This window comes from Angustibacter aerolatus (genome assembly GCF_054776675.1).
Genome location: NZ_BAAHBM010000003.1, coordinates 1 through 15,833, shown reverse-complemented (window position 1 = coordinate 15,833; position 15,833 = coordinate 1). Strand labels below are relative to the sequence as shown.

The following is a 15,833-nucleotide window of genomic DNA, read 5'->3' as shown; positions in this document are numbered from 1 at the left end:
GTCACGTCGGGTCGGCGGCCGCGGCCAGCAGCGCAGCCGACACCCGGCGCAGCTCGAGTCGCAGCTCGTCGGGTGACTCGACCACGAAGGGCAGTCGCAGGCCGACCAGCACCGCGGGCACCCAGTCGAGGCGCTCGGCCCGCAGCCGCACCCGCACGCGGCCGGGCGCGACCTCGTCGACCGTCGCCAGGTCGCGGGGGAGCCGGTCGCGGACGTCGGGAAGCCGGCCGTCGACCAGCACCGACACGTCGTGGCGCCACGGCGCACGAGCCAGGCCGTCGACCACGGCGGCGACGACGTCGAGGTCGCGGGGCGGCTCGAACGCGAGGTCGGTGCGTCGCAGCCGCACCACCCGGTCGAGCCGGAACGTCCGGAGCGCACCGCTTGCCGAGTCGGCACCCGTCACGTACCACCGACCACCCCGGGCCACGACGCCGTAGGGGCTGAGCCGTCGTGCGGTGCGTTCGCCTCGCCGGTCGGTGTACGTCAGGTCGACCACGTGCCGGTCGAGCGCCGCCGAGGCGAGCTGGAGCAGCACCCCGGCGTCGGGCACGAGACCGAGCGGCGCGTCGTCGGTGATCACGGTCACCGCGAGGAGGTCGTCCAGGCGTGCGAGCAGCTGCTTCGGCAGCACCCTGCGCAGCTTGGCGAGCGCCGACCCCGCGGCGGACGCCGCCTCCACCGCCTCGGTCGACGTCCGCGTGACGAGGCCGAGCACCGTCGCCAGCGCCTCGTCGTCGGTCAGCATCAGCGGCGGCACGCGGTAGCCGGGCGCGATGACGTACCCGCCGTGCCGCCCGCGCAGCGACTGCACCGGGACGTCGAGGTCGAGCAGGTGCAGCACGTACCGCCGCACCGTGCGCTCGTCGACGCCGAGGCGTGCGGCGAGGTCACCGACCTGGTGCACGCCCCCGCGCTGCAGGATCTCGAGCATCGTCAGCACCCGTGCGGTCGGCCGGCTCACCCAGCACATCCTGCCGCCGAACCGGGCGGAAGGTGTCCGGTTGACGTCCTAGCGTCGTGAGCACACCCGACGAGAGGAACCACCATGAGGATCACGTCGCTCCGTCTCATCACCGACGACGTCGCCCGGCTCGTGCACTGCTACGAGCAGCTGACCGGTGTCGAGGCCCGGTGGGCCGGACCGGAGTTCGCCGAGCTCGACACCGAGCACCTCCGGCTGGCGTTCGGCAGCCCCGCGACGATGCGGCTCGCCGGGCCGGACGTGGTGCACGCGGCTGCCAACCGCAGCGCGATCCTCGAGCTCGTGGTCGACGACGTCGACGCCGAGCACCGGCGCCTGCAGGCTCTCGTCCCGCCGATGGAGCTGGCGATGGAGCCCACCGACATGCCCTGGGGGAACCGTTCGATGCTCGTGCGCGATCCCGACGGCGCGCTGGTCAACCTGTTCACGCCGGTGACCGAGGCGGCACGGGCGAAGTTCGGCGTGTGAGCCGGGCAGGCCGGAGGCCGGGACCCGTGCGGGCCCCGGCTTCCGGGTCGTGCAGGTGCAGCAGGTGGTGCGTCGATCAGGGCTCCGGGGGCGAGAACGGCTCCGCCGTCACGGCGAAGGACGGCGAGACGCCGGCCAGGCCGTGCTCGGTGGCGTCGGTCACCACGCGGTAGGTGTGCGTGCCCTCGGAGTAGTTCGAGACCTGGAAGGTGAACGCGCGACCGTCCACGCCGTTGCTCGAGTCGATCACCCAGGCGCCGTCCTCGAAGCGCTCGAGCGTGGCGTACTCGACCTCGTCGGCCACGGTGCCGGACGCCGAGACGGTCCCCGAGACGGTGAAGGTGTCGGTGAACGGCACCGACGTCGCCGAGGGGGTGGCGGCGAGCGTCACCGGTGCCTGCACGACGGTCGCGGTGAACGCGCTCGAGGTGGCGGCGACGGCCTTCGCCGACTTCAGCACGACGACCCGGTAGCTGCCCGCGCCCAGCTCGGTCGGCGTGGTGTGCACCGAGTACGCCCCGTTGCTCGCGGCGGTGGCCCGGGCCACCTGGTGCCAGGTGGCTCCGGAGCGCTGCTGCAGGCTGATCGTGCGCGCGGACCGGTCGCCCGACGCGATCGAGCCGGTCGCCGTCACCGCGCCGCCCCAGGCGACGGTGGCCGACGTCGGGGTGGCGGAGACGCCGGTGGCGTAGAGCGGGGTCAGGTCGTAGCGGCGGGTCTTCAGGGCCGTCTTGCTCTTGGTGCCGGCGACGACGACGCGGTAGCTGTGCTGGGTGGCGGTGCCGGTCGGCACGTTCACGGCCCACCGGCCCTTGACGGTCGTGACCGACTTCCAGGCGGCCCAGTGGCCGCTCACCAGGTGCTGCACCTTGACCACGCGGCCGGTCGACGCCGGGTGCAGGACGCCGCTGAGCTTCGTGGCCTGGCCGACGACGGGCGCCGCGGGCGAGAACGCGGCGGTGGTGCGGGTGCGCGCGATGACGGTCCACGTGACGGTGTTCGACGCGATCGCCTTGTACGACTTGTAGCGCGGGGCGAACGCCCGCAGCTCGTGCTTGCCCGGGTCGAAGCCCAGCGCGTCGATGTCGGCCTCGCCGTCGCGCTCGGTGAGGAAGCCGAACACGTCCTCCCAGTGGCCGTCCATCTTGGCCTGGACGTTGATCGGCCGTGCGCGGCCGGGCTTCACCAGGCCGTCGATGTGCAGGTAGCGGCCCTCGACGACCGTCTTGTGGGCGACCTTCAGGGTGAAGCTGGGCTTCGTGGCGGCCTGCGTCGGGGCGGCGACGAGCACCGGTCCGGCGAAGGCGGCCACGAGGGCGGCTGCGGCCAGGGTCCTGCGGCGATGCATGCGGGGTGGCACCTCTCGTGGTGGGCGGGTTCAGGCCCTCTCTCGTCGCCGCGGGGCCCGACGTGAACCCCCCGCGCGGCACGTTCACCCGTTCGCGGCGTCCCCGTGCACCCGTCAGATCGCCCGGGCGGCCGATCTGACAACGGCCGCGTCCGTGCAGGTCAGCGCCTTGCGGACGGGCTCCGGACGCGTCAGGCGTCGGCGCGGCCTACCGGACGCCGGTGCCGGACGGCGAGTGTCCGGGGCACGCGGTCGACGCCGACCGCCCCGCCACCCGGCCCCACGGAGGACCCGTGCACCGAAGAACCCGCAGCTGCCTCGGCCTGGCCCTCGGCCTGACCCTCGTCGCACCCGCCGCCGTCGCGTCCGCGGCGTCCGGCCCCACCGCCCCCGGGCAGGCCGCCGCGCTGCCCGCGGTCGACATGGAGGCGACGGTCAAGGCCGCGCAGATCGACCCCCGGCGCGCCGACGACACGCTCACCCCGGGGGCGAGAGCGAGCGTGCTGGCCGTCGAGCGGGCGCTGCAGGCACGGGGGCTGCTCACCGCCACGTACGTCGACGGGTACTTCGGCACCCAGACGGTGTCGGCGTACGCGAGGTACCAGAAGTCGCTCGGCTACACCGGCCTCGCGGCGAACGGCCTGCCCGGCCGGACGTCGCTCACCACCCTCGGGAAGGGCCGGTTCACGGTCGCCCGGCCCATCGCACCGGGGGCGAAGGTGCGCGTCGACGGCGTCACGGTCGACGCGCGCACCCGCAGCATGCTGACCGAGGCCGAGCGACTGCTCGGTCGTGACCTCGAGCTGGCGCAGGGGTCGTACAACCCCGGAGGGGACGCCAGCTCGGCGGGGACCCACGACGGCGGCGGCGTCGTCGACGTCTCGGTCACCGGCATGACCGCCGCAACCCGCACGAAGGTCGTGAAGGCCCTGCGTCAGGTGGGGTTCGCCGCCTGGGTGCGCAGCCCGAGCCAGGGGGACTGGCCGTGGCACGTGCACGCGGCGGCGATCAGCGACACCGACCTGGCGTCGCAGGCCCAGCACCAGACCGGTGACTACTACCTGGGCCTGAACGGGCTGGCGAACCACGCGGCCGACGACGGGCCGGCGGTCCCGATCCGCACCTGGGAGGAGTACCAGCGCCAGCGGTGAGCCGGGGCGCAGCACGTCGAGAGCACGACCACCAGAAGACACAGCAGGAGGAACACCGCATGCAGCTCAAGAAGACCCTGGCCCTGGCCGGCGTCGCCGGCGCAGTGGCCGCGTCGACGCTCGGCGCCACCACCACGGCGTCCGCCGCCTCGCGCGACGGCGTCTGCAACTCGGGCGAGTTCTGCCTCTACTACAACAGCAACCAGGCCGGGTCGGTCAGCGACTTCACCGGCTCGATCAGCGACTACGGCGCCTCGCAGCCGGGCTGCTACGAGTTCAAGGGCACGGGCGCCGGCAAGGGCCTCTGCGTCAAGAACCACGCCGCCTCGGTCTACAACCACAGCTCGAAGCCGGTGACGGTCTACTTCAACAGCGGCTACGGCGGCCACTCGCAGACCATCAAGGCCGGCGTGAAGGCGAACCTCGACGCGACGCTCAAGAACGACAACGCCTCGCACCAGTTCGGCGGGACGTCGACGACGGGCTGCTCGACCAGCGGCACCGGCGACCCGAAGAGCTGCGCGCAGGCCGTGGCGTGGGCCAAGGCGCACGTGCACACCGGCAGCCAGTCGGGCTACTACAACCTGTGCGACCACCTGGTCGGCCTGGCCTACGGCTTCTCGGCCAGCGGCTCGACGACCGCCTACGTGCACTGGACGCAGATCCCGTCGAAGTTCAAGCACGCCGGCTCGACGAACGTGCCGGCCGGCGGCCTCGCGTTCTTCAGCGGTGGCTCGGGGCACGTGATGATCTCGATCGGCGGCGGCAAGTTCATCTCGAACGACATCCACGGCAACGGGTCGTACACCCAGACCACCATCGCCGAGGTGAAGTCCAAGTGGGGCAAGCCCTACCTCGGCTGGTCGCAGCCCTGGTTCAAGGCCAACCACTGAGCCCGCCCGCTCCCTGAACCGTCCGGGGCCGTCCACCGCCGTGCGCGGTGGGCGGCCCCGAGCGGTAGCGTCGCCCCCGCCGTCCGACGTCGACGGCGAGCCGAGCAGGGGGCGAGGTGGCGGGGGTGGCCGAGCGGACGGCGACGGAGCGCGCGGCGGCGATCGAGGGGTTCGCGGCGCTGCTGTCGCGGCTGCGCGACGACGCCGGCACGCCCTCGTTCCGGGCGATGGCCGGGCGCTCGCGGGCCGTGTCGCACACCACCCTGCACGAGGCCGCCCAGGGCAACCGCCTGCCGAGCTGGCCCACGACCGCCGAGTTCGTGAAGGCCTGCGGCGCCGACCCGGCGGACTACCGCGAGCGCTGGGAGCAGGCAAACCGCGCGGTGCAGGCCTGCGCCGGCACCGCGGCGTCCGGCACCGCGTCGTCCGGCACGGCGGCGTCCGACACGGCGGCGTCCGACACGGCGGCCGCCGAGCCGTCGAGCGCCCCTGCGCCCCGGACGCACGACGACGCACCGGACCCGGCCGATCGGCCGGGCCGCCGACGGCGTGCAGCCGTCGTGGCCCTGGTGGCCGCAGCCGTCGTCGTGGTCGTGGCGCTCGCCGTCGGGGTGACCTGGTGGGCGGGCCGCGACGACCGGTCGACCGGCGGGTCGGCGGCCGGCCCGACGTCGCCCACCGTCTGCCCGGTGCGGCAGGCGAACCCGGCGCCCGCCCCGCCGCGCAACGTCGGTGACGACTCGGCGTTCGTCGCCGACGCGACGCTGCCCGACTGCACGCACGTGCGCCGGGGCACGACGGTGCGCAAGGTGTGGCGGCTGCGGAACACCGGCAAGCTCGACTGGCGGGGCTACGCGCTGCACCGGGTCGACCTCCCCGAGACGCGCGACCAGTGCCAGACGATCCCCGACGTCCGGGTTCCCGACACGGCGGCGGGGAAGACGGTCGACGTCGCCGTCGACGTCGTGGTGCCGATGCGACCCGGCTTCTGCTTCGTGCGCTTCAAGATGCTGGACGACGAGGGTCAGCAGGCTTTCCCCGGCAACCGGCCGGTCAACTTCCAGCTGCTGGTCGACTGAGCGCGTCGGTCGCCGCGGCGCGGGCGTTCAGGTAGCGCTGCTCGGGGATGCTGGTGGCCAGCCGGGCGGCGTGCACGTAGGCGTCGTGGGCCTCGCCGCCGCGGCCGGCGCGCTCGAGCAGGTGCCCGCGGACGGCGTGCAGCCGGTGTCCCCGCGCCAGGAAGGTGTTGCGGCGCAACGGTTCCAGCATGTCGAGCCCGGCCTCCGGTCCGCGCACCTCGGCGACGGCGACCGCGTGGTTCAGCGTCACCGCTGGGCCGGGTGCCACCGACGAGAGCATCCCGTACAGCAGCTCGATCTGCGGCCAGTCGGTCGCGTCGCCGGTCACCGCCTCGGCGTGCACGGCGGCCACGGCGGCCTGCAGCTGATACGGCCCCACGGGTCCCACCGGCAGCGCGGCCTCGACGAGCGCGACGCCCTCGGCCACCAGCCCGGCGTCCCAGCGCGTGCGGTCCTGCTGCGCGAGCGGCACCAGCGAGCCGTCGGGTGCGACGCGGGCGGCGCGGCGCGCGTGGGTGAGCAGCATCAGGGCCAGCAGCCCGCTCAGCTCGCCGTCGGCGGGCAACCGCTCGTGCAGCGCCCGCGCCAGCCGGATCGCCTCGGTGGCGAGCGAGGGGTCGCTCAGCGCCGCTCCCGTCGTCGACGTGTGCCCCTCGGTGAACACGAGGTAGAGCACCTGTGCCACGGCAGCCACCCGGCCCGGCAGCTCGGCGGCGCCCGACACCTCGAAGGGCGCACCGACCCGCCGCAGCGTGGCCTTCGCGCGGCTGATCCGCTGCGCCGCCGTGGCCTCCGGCACCATGAACCCGCGCGCCACCTGGGCGGTCGTCAGGCCGCCGACCGCGCGGAGCGTGAGCGCCACCTGCGACGGCCGGCTCAGGGCCGGGTGGCAGCACAGCAGCAGCAGCGCCAGCGAGTCGTCGCGGCCGCCGACGTGCGCGTCGGCGGCGCGCACGGCGAGCGCGTCGGCCGTCCGAACGGCCTCGCGCAGCTCGCGGTCGCCGCGGGCACGGTCGCTGCGCCACCGGTCGACCAGGCGCCGCGAGGCGACCGTGACCAGCCACCCGGTCGGGTGCGCGGGCACCCCCTCGCGGGGCCACTGCCGGGTCGCGGCGAGCAGCGCCTCCTGCGCGGCGTCCTCGGCGGCGTCGAAGTCGCCGAAGCGGCGCACCAGGGCGGCGAGGACGTGCGGCGCGCTCTCGCGCCACACGTCCCCGAGCCCCTCCGCCGTCACGGCGTCACTGCTCGTCGCCACCCGGCCACATCATCGGTCGCAGCTCGACGGTGCTCCCGGGCCCGGCGAACCGGGCGGCGACCGCGTCGGCGCGCTCGCGGGTCTCGCAGTCGACGACGAAGAACCCGGCCAGCTGCTCCTTCGCCTCGGCGTACGGGCCGTCCATGGCGACGTGCCCCTGCGGCGTCCACCCGAACACCGTGGACGTCGACGGGTCGCCGAGGGCCTCGCCGGAGAGGAGCTCACCGCTCGACGACAGCTCGGCGAGCAGCTCGTCGAAGGCGCGGTCCGACTCGGCGGCCTGCTCGGGCGGGACGGCGCGCCCCTCCGGCGTGTACGCCGAGGTCGGGTGCCCCCAGGGGTCGGGGTTGCTGTGGATGAGGATCACGTACTTCACGGCCGCCTCCTGCGAACGGTCGGGCGCCGGCTGCGCCCTGCACCGCGAGGTCGGGACCAGCGGCTCGTCCTCGACATCGTGCCCGAACCGGGTGCGCGAGTCGCCCGATCGGGCACACCCGGGCGGTGCGGCCTGCGCGCGAGCCCGAGGTGCGGCACCCTGGGGCGCGGCCCGACGGACGGGTCGGCGCGAGCGAGCGGGTGCAGCGGTGACGACAGGCGAGACGGGGCGGCGCGCGGGCCGCGAGACCGTCGTGTTCGTCGCGTGGGTCATCGCGGCGCTGTACCTCGCGCTGCTGCCCGCGCACCTGCTGCTGCTCGACGGGCGCGCGCGGGTGACGATGGCCGTCCTCGCCGGCCTCAGCAGCGCCGTCGCGGCCGGGCTCGCTCGCGCGACCAGCCGCAGCCGGGTGCCCGAGCGCCGGCTCGGTGCGGTGCTGACCGTGGTGGCCGCGGCACCCCTGGTGAACTCGCTGGTGCACACGGCCGTCACGCGCGGCGTCGAGCAGACGGCGGTCGTCATGCTGTCGCTCGTCGCGCTGGGTGCCATCGTGCAGCGGGTGGCGGCCGTCGTGCTGTCGCTGTCCGGAGTGGCCGCCTGGGTCGTGATCGTCGCGGTCGAGCGACTCGGACCCCCGGACGCGGTGCGGCACTACGGGTTCGGGCTCGTGCTGGCCCTGCTGCTGGGCTACGCCGTCTTCAGCGTGCGGGCGCAGAGCGAGCGGCGGCTGCGCACGGCGAGCGCCGACCTTGACGCCGTGGCGGTGGTCGCCCGCTGCGGCCACACCGGCACCGACCCGCGCCCGGTCACGGTCGCGGCGGTGAACCGGCTGTCGGGCGCCGTGGCCACGTCCTGGGTCGAGGTCCGCGGCGACCACCTGCTCGCGTTCGCCTGCGCCGGCGTCGACATCGAGGGCCTGACCGTCCCGCGCGACGAGGCGCGCATCATCAGCACCTGCTTCCGCGACGGCGAGCGGGTGCTGGTGGCCGACGGCCCGAACGACGACGTCGTCAACGCGCAGCTGCTCGCCATCACCGGCACGACGAGCCTGCTGTTCGAGCCGGTGGTGCACGGGGGCGAGGTGCTGGCCGTGCTGGTCGTCGGGTGGGACCGGATGATCAACCACCTCGACGACCACGCGCTGGCGGTCACCCAGACCCTGGCGGCCGAGGCGGGCGCGTCGCTGGCGGCGACCCGGCTGCGGGCCGCGCTGGTCGACCTCGCCACGACGGACACCACGACCGGCATCGCGAACCGCCGCGGGTGGAACCAGTCGCTCGAGCGGCTCACGGCCACCGCCCGCCGCGACGGCGCCCCGCTGACCCTGGCACTGGGCGACCTCGACCACTTCAAGGTCTACAACGACACGCACGGGCACGACGCCGGCGACGAGCAGCTGCGGGGGTTCGCCGACGCCGCCCGGTCGGTGCTGCGCGAGGTCGACGTCGTGAGCCGGTGGGGCGGCGAGGAGTTCGCGTTCGCGCTGCCCGGCTGCACCCCGGCCGACGCGCGCGAGGTGCTCGACCGTCTGCGCGGACGGATGCCGGACGGGCTGACCTGCTCGTTCGGCGTCGCCGCGTGGGTGCCGGAGGAGAGCCCGGCCGAGACGATGGTGCGCGCCGACCGAGCCCTGTACCGGGCGAAGGCCGCCGGGCGCGACCGCGTCTGCGAGTAGCCCCGTCACCCACCGTGGCGACGACGGGGTGCGACCGCTGGGCCGTCCGGGTGAGCGGTGTACAGCAGTCTCGACGACCTGCGACGAAGCACCTGACGTCACAGCCGGCTCGACCGGCTCCGTTCGGCAGACCACGCCGACAGCCTCGGGATACCCATGCGCCTTCGTGCCATCGCAGGAGCGAGCGCCGTGCTCGCCGCCTCCGCCACCCTCGCGACGGCGCAGAGCGCCCTCGCCGCGACGTCCTCCGACCTCGCGAGCGCCATCATCCACAACACCTCGGTGATCACCGGCTCGCAGCTGGTGTCGGACCCGTCGTCGGGCCAGTCGTCGCTGGCCACGACCACCCCCGTCGCCGGGTTCCCGACCGGGACGGGCAGCTACGCCGTCCTGTCGACCGGTCGGGCGAGCGACCTGTTCACGCCCAACTCCTCGGGCAACCTGTCGACGGTCTGGAACGGCGGATCGCGCGCCGGGGGGACCGACCGCGACGTGACCGTGCTGCGCGTCGACCTGAACGTGCCGGCGACCGCGAACTGCCTGCTCGGCTTCGACTTCCGCTTCCTGTCGGAGGAGTTCCCCGAGTACGTCGGTGACTCCTACAGCGACGCGTTCGTCGCGGAGCTCGACCGCACCACGTGGACGTCGTCCGGCAGCACCATCACCGCACCCGACAACTTCGCGTACGACCCGAACGGCCAGGTCGTGAGCATCAACGCGGCCGGGGCCACGTCGATGAGCACCGGCGAGGCCGCGGGCACCACCTTCGACGGCGCGACCCCGATCCTCAGCGCGGCGACGCCGCTGACCCCCGGGGCGCACTCGCTCTACTTCACGGTCTTCGACCAGGGCGACGACAGCTACGACTCGGCCGTGCTCGTCGACAACCTGCGGATCGGTCACGTCGACGACGTCGCCACGCAGTGCGTCAAGGGCGCCAAGGTCGCCGACAGGCCGGTGAGCGCGAGCACGACCTTCCACGACGCGTACGGCACCAGCGACGACACGTACACGATCCCGTCCACGACGGGCGTCTCGTACGAGGTCGGCGGGGTCACGAAGCCCGCGGGCACCTACCCCGGCCTGGGCACGGTCACGGTCACCGCGGTGCCGGACGACGGGTACGCCGTCGACGGGCGCAGCACCTTCAGCCACACCTTCGCCACCGACAAGACGACCGACCAGACGTCGACCGGCACCGGCACGGCCACGCAGACCGTGACGCCCGACCAGCCGGCGGGCGGCTCGATCACCCTGCTCGACGCCGACGGTCAGCCCGCGACGACGGTCTCGGTCCCCGGCGAGGGCACCTACACGCTGGACCCGGCGACCGGGGTCATCACGTTCGTGCCGACCGCGAGCTTCCACGGCACCGGCACCGGCGTCGTCTACCAGATCACCGAGTCGGGCGGCGCGACGTCGCAGAGCACCTACGTGCCGACCGTGCAGCTGCCCGCGGGGCCGAGCGCGTCCGCCACCTCGACGTCCGGCGTCGGCACCGCGGTGCAGGCCACCGGCACGCTGCAGCTGCCCGGCGGCGACCTGCAGGTGCAGGACGCCGACGGCACGTGGGGCACCACGACGACGACGGCCGACGGCACCTTCGCCGTCAGCGGCGACCACCTCACCTTCTCGCCCGTGGCCGGCCACGCCGGTGCCCACGCGGTCTCGTACCGCGTCTCCGACGCGTACGGCCAGTGGTCGACCGCGGTCACCTACACCGCGACCGTCACCGCGCCGGCCGCCCCACCGGCGGCCCCCTCACCGGCACCGGCCCCGCCGGACAGCCGCTGTCGACCGGCCCGGTCACCGACGGCGACCTCGAGCTGCTCGACGCCGACGGCGACCCGGTCACGACGCTCACCGTGCCCGGCCAGGGCACCTACACCGTCACGGGCGGGAGCGGCGGCCAGCAGCTCGTCTTCACCCCCGACGCGTGCTTCAGCGGCCCGGTGAGCCCCGCGGGCTACCGGGTGACCGACGCCTACGGCCAGACCACGGCCGGCACGTTCAGCCCGACCGTGACCGCACCCGCCGCGCCGGTCGCCGTCACCGCGACGACGTCCGGCACGGCGCCGAGCGCGCAGTCGACGACCCTCTCCGTGCCGTCCTGCGGCTCGGTGCGGCTGCTCGACGCCGACGGCCACGCCGCCACCACCGTCACCCGCACCGGCGAGGGCACCTTCGTGCTCGACCCCGCCACCGGCGTCGTGACGTTCACCCCGGCGGCGGGCTTCTCCGGCCACCCGACGGTGCCCGTTCGGGTCGACGACGGCTTCGGTCACCAGGTCGACGGCTCGTACGCCGTGACGCTCGACGCCCCCGCGCTGCCGGCCCCGCCGGCCGCGAGCACCTCGGGCACCGGCACCGCGCCGCAGTCCAGCACCCTCTCGGTGCCCGCCGGCGGCACGGTCACCCTGCTGGACGCCCACGGCGACCCGGCGACCACGGTCACCACGAGGGCCGGCACCTACGTGCTCGACCCCACCACCCACGTCGTCACCTTCGTGCCGGCACCCGGCTTCAGCGGCACGCCGGCCCCGCTCACCTTCGAGGTCACCGACGAGTACGGCACCACGCAGACCGGCACCATCACGGTGCACGTCGGCAAGCCGTCGGGCCCCACCGCGCAGCGGATCGCCAGCTCCGGCGCCGCCGGTCAGCCGCAGCAGCGGCAGATCACCGTGCCCGGCGGCGGCAGCGTCCGGCTGCTCGACGCCGCGGGGCACCCGGTCTCGACCGTCACGGTGCGCGGCCAGGGCACCTACGCGGTGACCACGACCGGCGTCGTCACCTTCACCCCGGCCAAGGGGTTCGCCGGCACCGCGCAGCCGGTGCGGTTCCGGGTGACCGACGGCTACGGCCAGAGCGCGACCGGCACCTACGCACCCACCGTCCGCCGCGCCGCCTCGCCGGTCGTCGTCGGCAAGCCGTCGCTGAAGGCGCCGCAGCTGGTCCGCGGCGGTCGCACCCTGCCGGTCACCTGCCGGCTGTCGACCGGCACCCTCGCCGGCTGCACGGTCACCGCGACCGCGGTGGTCGACGGGCAGCGCGTCGTGGTCGGCACCGGCCGCACCACCGGCCGCAGCGGCAAGGTCGTCGTGACGCTGAACGAGCTGGGCCGGGCGCTCGCCGTCCGACCCGGTGGCGCGTACGTCCGCCTGCAGGGCGCGGTGCAGCAGCGCTCGGTGGCCGGCACCCGGTACGCGACGGCGGGTTCGCGGGTCGTCGCCCGGACGGTGGCGCTGCGCACGGTGTACTTCACCAACAACAGCGCCCACCTGCGGACGGCGGACCGCGCCTACCTGCGGGCCGTCGCAGGTCGCCTGGGTGACGTCGACTCGATCACCTGCACCGGCTACACGCAGGCCCGGTCGAGCGTGCACCACAACGCGAAGCTCAGCCGGCAGCGCGCCGCGGCGGTCTGCGCGGTGCTCACGAAGGGCGCGCACGTCACCACCCACCTGGTGAGCCGGAACGAGCACCGGGCCGACCACAGCAACGCCAGCCGGCACGGCCGCGCGCTGAACCGGCGCGCCGAGGTGGTCCTGCACTACTGATCCACCGCACGGGTGCCAGCGGCCGGTACGACGTCACGTCGTGCCGGCCGCTGCGTCGTCTACCGCCGGTAGAGCGTCATCAGGTTGCCGTCGGGGTCGAGCACCCCGAAGTCGCGGTCGCCCCACGGCTGGTCGCGCAGCGGCGCCCGCGGGTGCACCACCCCGTGCCCGACGCAGCGGGCGTACAGCGCCTCGACCTGCGTCACCCGCAGCCGGCAGGACGCCGAACCCGCCAGGTGCCGCTCGGCGCCGGGCGCGCTGCCGTCGGCCGCCCAGAGGTGCACCTCGACGTCGTCGCGGCGCACGATGCCGGTCGGCTCGCCGTCCCAGACCAGCTCGGTGAAGCCCAGCACCTGCACCCAGAACGCGACGGCGCGGGCGACGTCCGACACCGGCAGGGCCGGCACGGCGGCCAGGAACCGCTCGTGGTCCGGCGCGTGCTCGCTCACCTCGCCAGCGTGCCACGACGCGGCCGCGACGTCGTGGGTACGCTGACGACGGCACGTCCACCGGGAGGGAACGCATGTCCGAGCTCGACCTCAGCAAGCCCCTGGCACCCCCGACCGTGGCCGCGGCACCGCCCGCCGCGGTCGCCGCCGCGGTGCCCGGCCTGCCCACGCCGCAGCCGCCCGCCGCCAGCACCGACCTCGTGCTGTCGCCGCCCGCCCCGGTGCCCGCGGTGCCCGACGAGCAGGCCGCCGGCATGGTGCCGCTCGACCCGGCCAAGCGCGCCGAGCTGGCGGCCAAGGCGCAGGCGTTCGTCGACGACCTGGCCGCGCGCGACCCCAAGAGCCCCGACTTCGTCAAGAAGATCGACGACATCGTGCGCATGGGCGAGCAGGAGATCCGTGCCTCGGCGCAGGTGTCGAACCGCATGCTCGAGCGCCCGGCGTCCAGCCTCGCCGCCGCGCAGGGCCGGGGGCCGTCGGGCGACGCGCAGGTGCGGGTCGCCAAGACGCTGCAGGACCTCCGGGTCACGGTCACCGACCTCGACCCCGGCCGCGCCGACCTCACCGGCGCGAAGAAGCTGCTCGGGTTCATCCCCGGTGGCAACAAGCTCGCGCGGTACTTCGAGAAGTACCAGTCGGCCCAGAAGCAGCTCGACGCGATCATCAAGGCGCTCGCCTCCGGTCAGGACGAGCTGCGCCGCGACAACGCCGCCATCGAGCAGGAGAAGGCGAACCTCTGGGAGACGATGGGCCGCCTCACCGAGTACGCCACGCTCGCCGGCGCCCTCGACACCGCCACCCAGTCGAAGGTCGAGCAGCTGCGGGTCAGCGACCCCTCGGCGGCCGACGCGCTGACGTCGGACGCGCTGTTCCCGATCCGGCAGCGCCGCCAGGACCTCATGACGCAGATCGCCGTCTCGGTGCAGGGCTACCTGGCGCTGGAGATGGTGCGCAAGAACAACATCGAGCTGATCAAGGGCGTCGACCGCGCGCAGACGACGACCGTCTCGGCGCTGCGGACGGCGGTCATCGTGGCGCAGGCGCTGGCGAACCAGAAGCTGGTGCTCGACCAGATCAACGCCCTGAACGCCACGACGAACGACATGATCGTGAGCACCAGCGAGATGCTGCGGCAGCAGACCGGGCAGATCCACGAGCAGGCGTCCACCTCGGGCGTCAGCGTCGAGGCGCTGCAGAAGTCGTTCGACAACCTGTTCGCCACGATGGACGCCATCGACACCTTCAAGGCGCAGGCCGTGCAGAACATGGCGACCACCGTGCAGGCGCTCGAGGGGCAGGTCGCGCGCTCGCAGTCCTACCTGCAGCGCGCGCACGACGCCGGCCAGTCGCCGGCCTGACCCGTGGCGCTGCGCAGGATGTTCGGCTGGGGCCGGCCCGAGGTCGAGCCCCAGCCCGACCCTGCGCCGCGACCGGTCGAGCGCACCCCGGCCGACGAGGCCGCCGCGATGCAGGGCGAGCTCGTCGAGCTGGTGCGTCGCGTCAACCGCGCGGGTGGCCGGCTGCCCGTGGGTGCGGTGCCGACCGTGCGCGCCGTCGAGGACGTGCTGCGGCCGCTCCTGCAGTACGTCGAGCAGCAGTCGGCCAACGCCGAGGAGCTGCACCAGCTGACGGCCATCGTGCGCGAGTACCTGCCGCAGGCGATCGACCAGTACGTCGCGCTGCCCGAGGACTACGCGCGCCGCGACCGCGGCGGGCCCGGCACCAGCCCGGCCGACGACCTCGTCGCCCAGCTGCGGCTGCTGCTCGAGGGTGCCCAGCAGCTGCAGCGCGCCGTCTACGAGAGCGACGCCCAGGAGCTGGCCATCGGCCGGCGGTTCCTCGACACCAAGTTCCGGCGCTCGGACCTCGACCTGTGAGCACCTCGCTGATCCGCGGCGCCAACACGGCCCTGCCGCCGGGCACCGGGCGCGTGCTGGTGTCGGTCGGCTGGCGCCCGGGCGACGTCGCCGGGCAGCCGCTCGAGGTCGACGCCGTCGTCATCGCCGTCGACGTGCGCGGGCACGTCGCCGCGCCCGACCGGCTCGCGCTCTTCGGCGAGCTCGGCCAGCTCGACGGCACCACGCCCGGCACCACCGCCGCCGACGAGCAGGTCGTGATCGACCTCTCGGCCGTGCCCGACGACGTCGACCGCGTGCAGATCGGCGCCGCCGTCTTCCGCGCGGCCGAGCGCGGCCAGTCCTTCGCCGCCGTGCCCGGCGTGCACCTGCGGGTCGCCGACGCGTCGTCCGGTGCCGAGCTGGGCCGCTACGAGCTGCAGGAGACCTCACCCGTCACCGCCGTCGTCCTGGGCGAGCTCTACCGGCACGGCGACGAGTGGAAGCTGCGGGCCGTCGGGCAGGGGTACCGCGACGGCATGGCGGCGCTGGCGCGCGACGTCGGCGTGCCCGTGTGAGCCGGCTGCCGTTCGTCGTCCGCGCGGGTGCGGCCTCGGCGCACCGCACGCTGGCCGACCACCTGTCGCCCGGGGCGCCCGAGCCGCTGCCCGGCCCGCTCGGCTACGTCGCCCGCGTCGGCGCCCCCAGCCGCCGCACCCTCGCCGACCACCTCCGCCCGCCGGCTCCGCCGCCCGCGCC

14 protein-coding genes and 2 pseudogenes are annotated in these 15,833 nt (G+C 74.6%); 11 read left to right on the top strand and 5 right to left on the bottom strand.

Going from position 1 to position 15,833, the window contains the following annotated elements:
* Position 1: 1 nt before the first annotated feature.
* A complete protein-coding gene (locus ACYVI6_RS01365) occupies positions 2–964 on the bottom strand; it encodes a helix-turn-helix transcriptional regulator (protein WP_460444651.1) in 963 nt (320 codons plus the stop codon).
* 84 nt (positions 965–1,048) lie between these two features.
* Here ACYVI6_RS01365 and ACYVI6_RS01360 point away from each other — a divergent pair, with 84 nt between their 5' ends.
* Complete coding sequence (locus tag ACYVI6_RS01360; protein WP_460444650.1) at positions 1,049–1,453, top strand: VOC family protein; 405 nt, start codon at positions 1,049–1,051, stop codon at positions 1,451–1,453.
* Positions 1,454–1,529: 76 nt separating this feature from the next.
* Here the strand turns inward: ACYVI6_RS01360 and ACYVI6_RS01355 are convergent, their stop codons facing one another.
* Positions 1,530–2,801: a hypothetical protein gene (locus ACYVI6_RS01355; RefSeq protein ID WP_460444649.1), complete on the bottom strand. Its 1,272-nt coding sequence runs from the start codon at positions 2,799–2,801 to the stop codon at positions 1,530–1,532.
* Between the two features lie 293 nt (positions 2,802–3,094).
* On the opposite strand from ACYVI6_RS01355, the gene ACYVI6_RS01350 reads away from it, so the two are divergent.
* From ACYVI6_RS01350 to ACYVI6_RS01340, 3 genes are all read left to right on the top strand, one after another.
* Positions 3,095–3,952 carry a peptidoglycan-binding domain-containing protein gene (locus ACYVI6_RS01350; RefSeq protein WP_460444648.1) on the top strand — a complete coding sequence of 286 codons (858 nt, stop codon included), beginning with the start codon at positions 3,095–3,097 and terminating at the stop codon, positions 3,950–3,952.
* A 59-nt stretch (positions 3,953–4,011) separates the two neighbouring features.
* The gene (locus ACYVI6_RS01345; protein WP_460444647.1) at positions 4,012–4,845 is read left to right on the top strand and encodes a peptidase inhibitor family I36 protein; all 834 of its coding nucleotides are present in this window, start codon (positions 4,012–4,014) and stop codon (positions 4,843–4,845) included.
* Between the two features lie 125 nt (positions 4,846–4,970).
* Positions 4,971–5,924: an NBR1-Ig-like domain-containing protein gene (locus tag ACYVI6_RS01340; protein ID WP_460444646.1), complete on the top strand. Its 954-nt coding sequence runs from the start codon at positions 4,971–4,973 to the stop codon at positions 5,922–5,924.
* On the opposite strand, the gene ACYVI6_RS01335 is transcribed toward ACYVI6_RS01340, so the two are convergent.
* Together ACYVI6_RS01335 and ACYVI6_RS01330 are read right to left on the bottom strand one after the other, a co-directional pair.
* Positions 5,899–7,179: an RNA polymerase sigma factor gene (locus ACYVI6_RS01335; protein ID WP_460444645.1), complete on the bottom strand. Its 1,281-nt coding sequence runs from the start codon at positions 7,177–7,179 to the stop codon at positions 5,899–5,901. The genes ACYVI6_RS01340 and ACYVI6_RS01335 overlap by 26 nt on opposite strands.
* Positions 7,163–7,555 (bottom strand): YciI family protein, encoded by a 393-nt coding sequence (locus ACYVI6_RS01330; protein WP_460444644.1) that lies wholly within the window; start codon positions 7,553–7,555, stop codon positions 7,163–7,165. The genes ACYVI6_RS01335 and ACYVI6_RS01330 overlap by 17 nt, the downstream gene beginning before the upstream one ends.
* Positions 7,556–7,763: 208 nt before the next feature.
* On the opposite strand from ACYVI6_RS01330, the gene ACYVI6_RS01325 reads away from it, so the two are divergent.
* The 3 genes and pseudogenes from ACYVI6_RS01325 (at position 7,764) to ACYVI6_RS01315 (ending at position 12,790) form a co-directional block, all read left to right on the top strand.
* A complete protein-coding gene (locus ACYVI6_RS01325; RefSeq protein WP_460444643.1) occupies positions 7,764–9,230 on the top strand; it encodes a GGDEF domain-containing protein in 1,467 nt (488 codons plus the stop codon).
* 156 nt (positions 9,231–9,386) lie between these two features.
* A pseudogene (locus tag ACYVI6_RS01320) lies at positions 9,387–10,664 on the top strand (choice-of-anchor L domain-containing protein); the annotation flags it as partial.
* Positions 10,665–10,927: 263 nt separating this feature from the next.
* Positions 10,928–12,790 (top strand): Ig-like domain-containing protein, encoded by a 1,863-nt coding sequence (locus ACYVI6_RS01315; RefSeq protein ID WP_460444642.1) that lies wholly within the window; start codon positions 10,928–10,930, stop codon positions 12,788–12,790.
* Positions 12,791–12,849: 59 nt separating this feature from the next.
* On the opposite strand, the gene ACYVI6_RS01310 is transcribed toward ACYVI6_RS01315, so the two are convergent.
* Entirely contained in the window at positions 12,850–13,239 is a 390-nt protein-coding gene (locus ACYVI6_RS01310; RefSeq protein WP_460444641.1) for a bleomycin resistance protein, read from the bottom strand.
* A 74-nt stretch (positions 13,240–13,313) separates the two neighbouring features.
* Between ACYVI6_RS01310 and ACYVI6_RS01305 the strand changes: the two genes are divergently transcribed.
* The 4 genes and pseudogenes from ACYVI6_RS01305 to ACYVI6_RS01290 form a co-directional block, all read left to right on the top strand.
* A complete protein-coding gene (locus ACYVI6_RS01305) occupies positions 13,314–14,597 on the top strand; it encodes a toxic anion resistance protein (RefSeq protein WP_460444640.1) in 1,284 nt (427 codons plus the stop codon).
* 3 nt (positions 14,598–14,600) lie between these two features.
* Entirely contained in the window at positions 14,601–15,116 is a 516-nt protein-coding gene (locus tag ACYVI6_RS01300) for a hypothetical protein (RefSeq protein WP_460444639.1), read from the top strand.
* Entirely contained in the window at positions 15,113–15,652 is a 540-nt protein-coding gene (locus ACYVI6_RS01295; protein ID WP_460444638.1) for a TerD family protein, read from the top strand. Before ACYVI6_RS01300 ends, ACYVI6_RS01295 begins: the two co-directional genes overlap by 4 nt.
* A pseudogene (locus tag ACYVI6_RS01290) lies at positions 15,649–15,833 on the top strand (hypothetical protein); the annotation flags it as partial. The gene ACYVI6_RS01295 and the pseudogene ACYVI6_RS01290, both read left to right, overlap by 4 nt.

Excerpts from the sequence above, each read along its gene's own strand:
- ACYVI6_RS01360 (WP_460444650.1), top strand. The coding sequence starts at position 1,049 with ATGAGGATCACGTCGCTCCGTCTCATCACCGACGACGTCGCCCGGCTC.
- ACYVI6_RS01355 (WP_460444649.1), bottom strand. The coding sequence starts at position 2,801 with ATGCATCGCCGCAGGACCCTGGCCGCAGCCGCCCTCGTGGCCGCCTTC.
- ACYVI6_RS01345 (WP_460444647.1), top strand. The coding sequence starts at position 4,012 with ATGCAGCTCAAGAAGACCCTGGCCCTGGCCGGCGTCGCCGGCGCAGTG.
- ACYVI6_RS01305 (WP_460444640.1), top strand. The coding sequence starts at position 13,314 with ATGTCCGAGCTCGACCTCAGCAAGCCCCTGGCACCCCCGACCGTGGCC.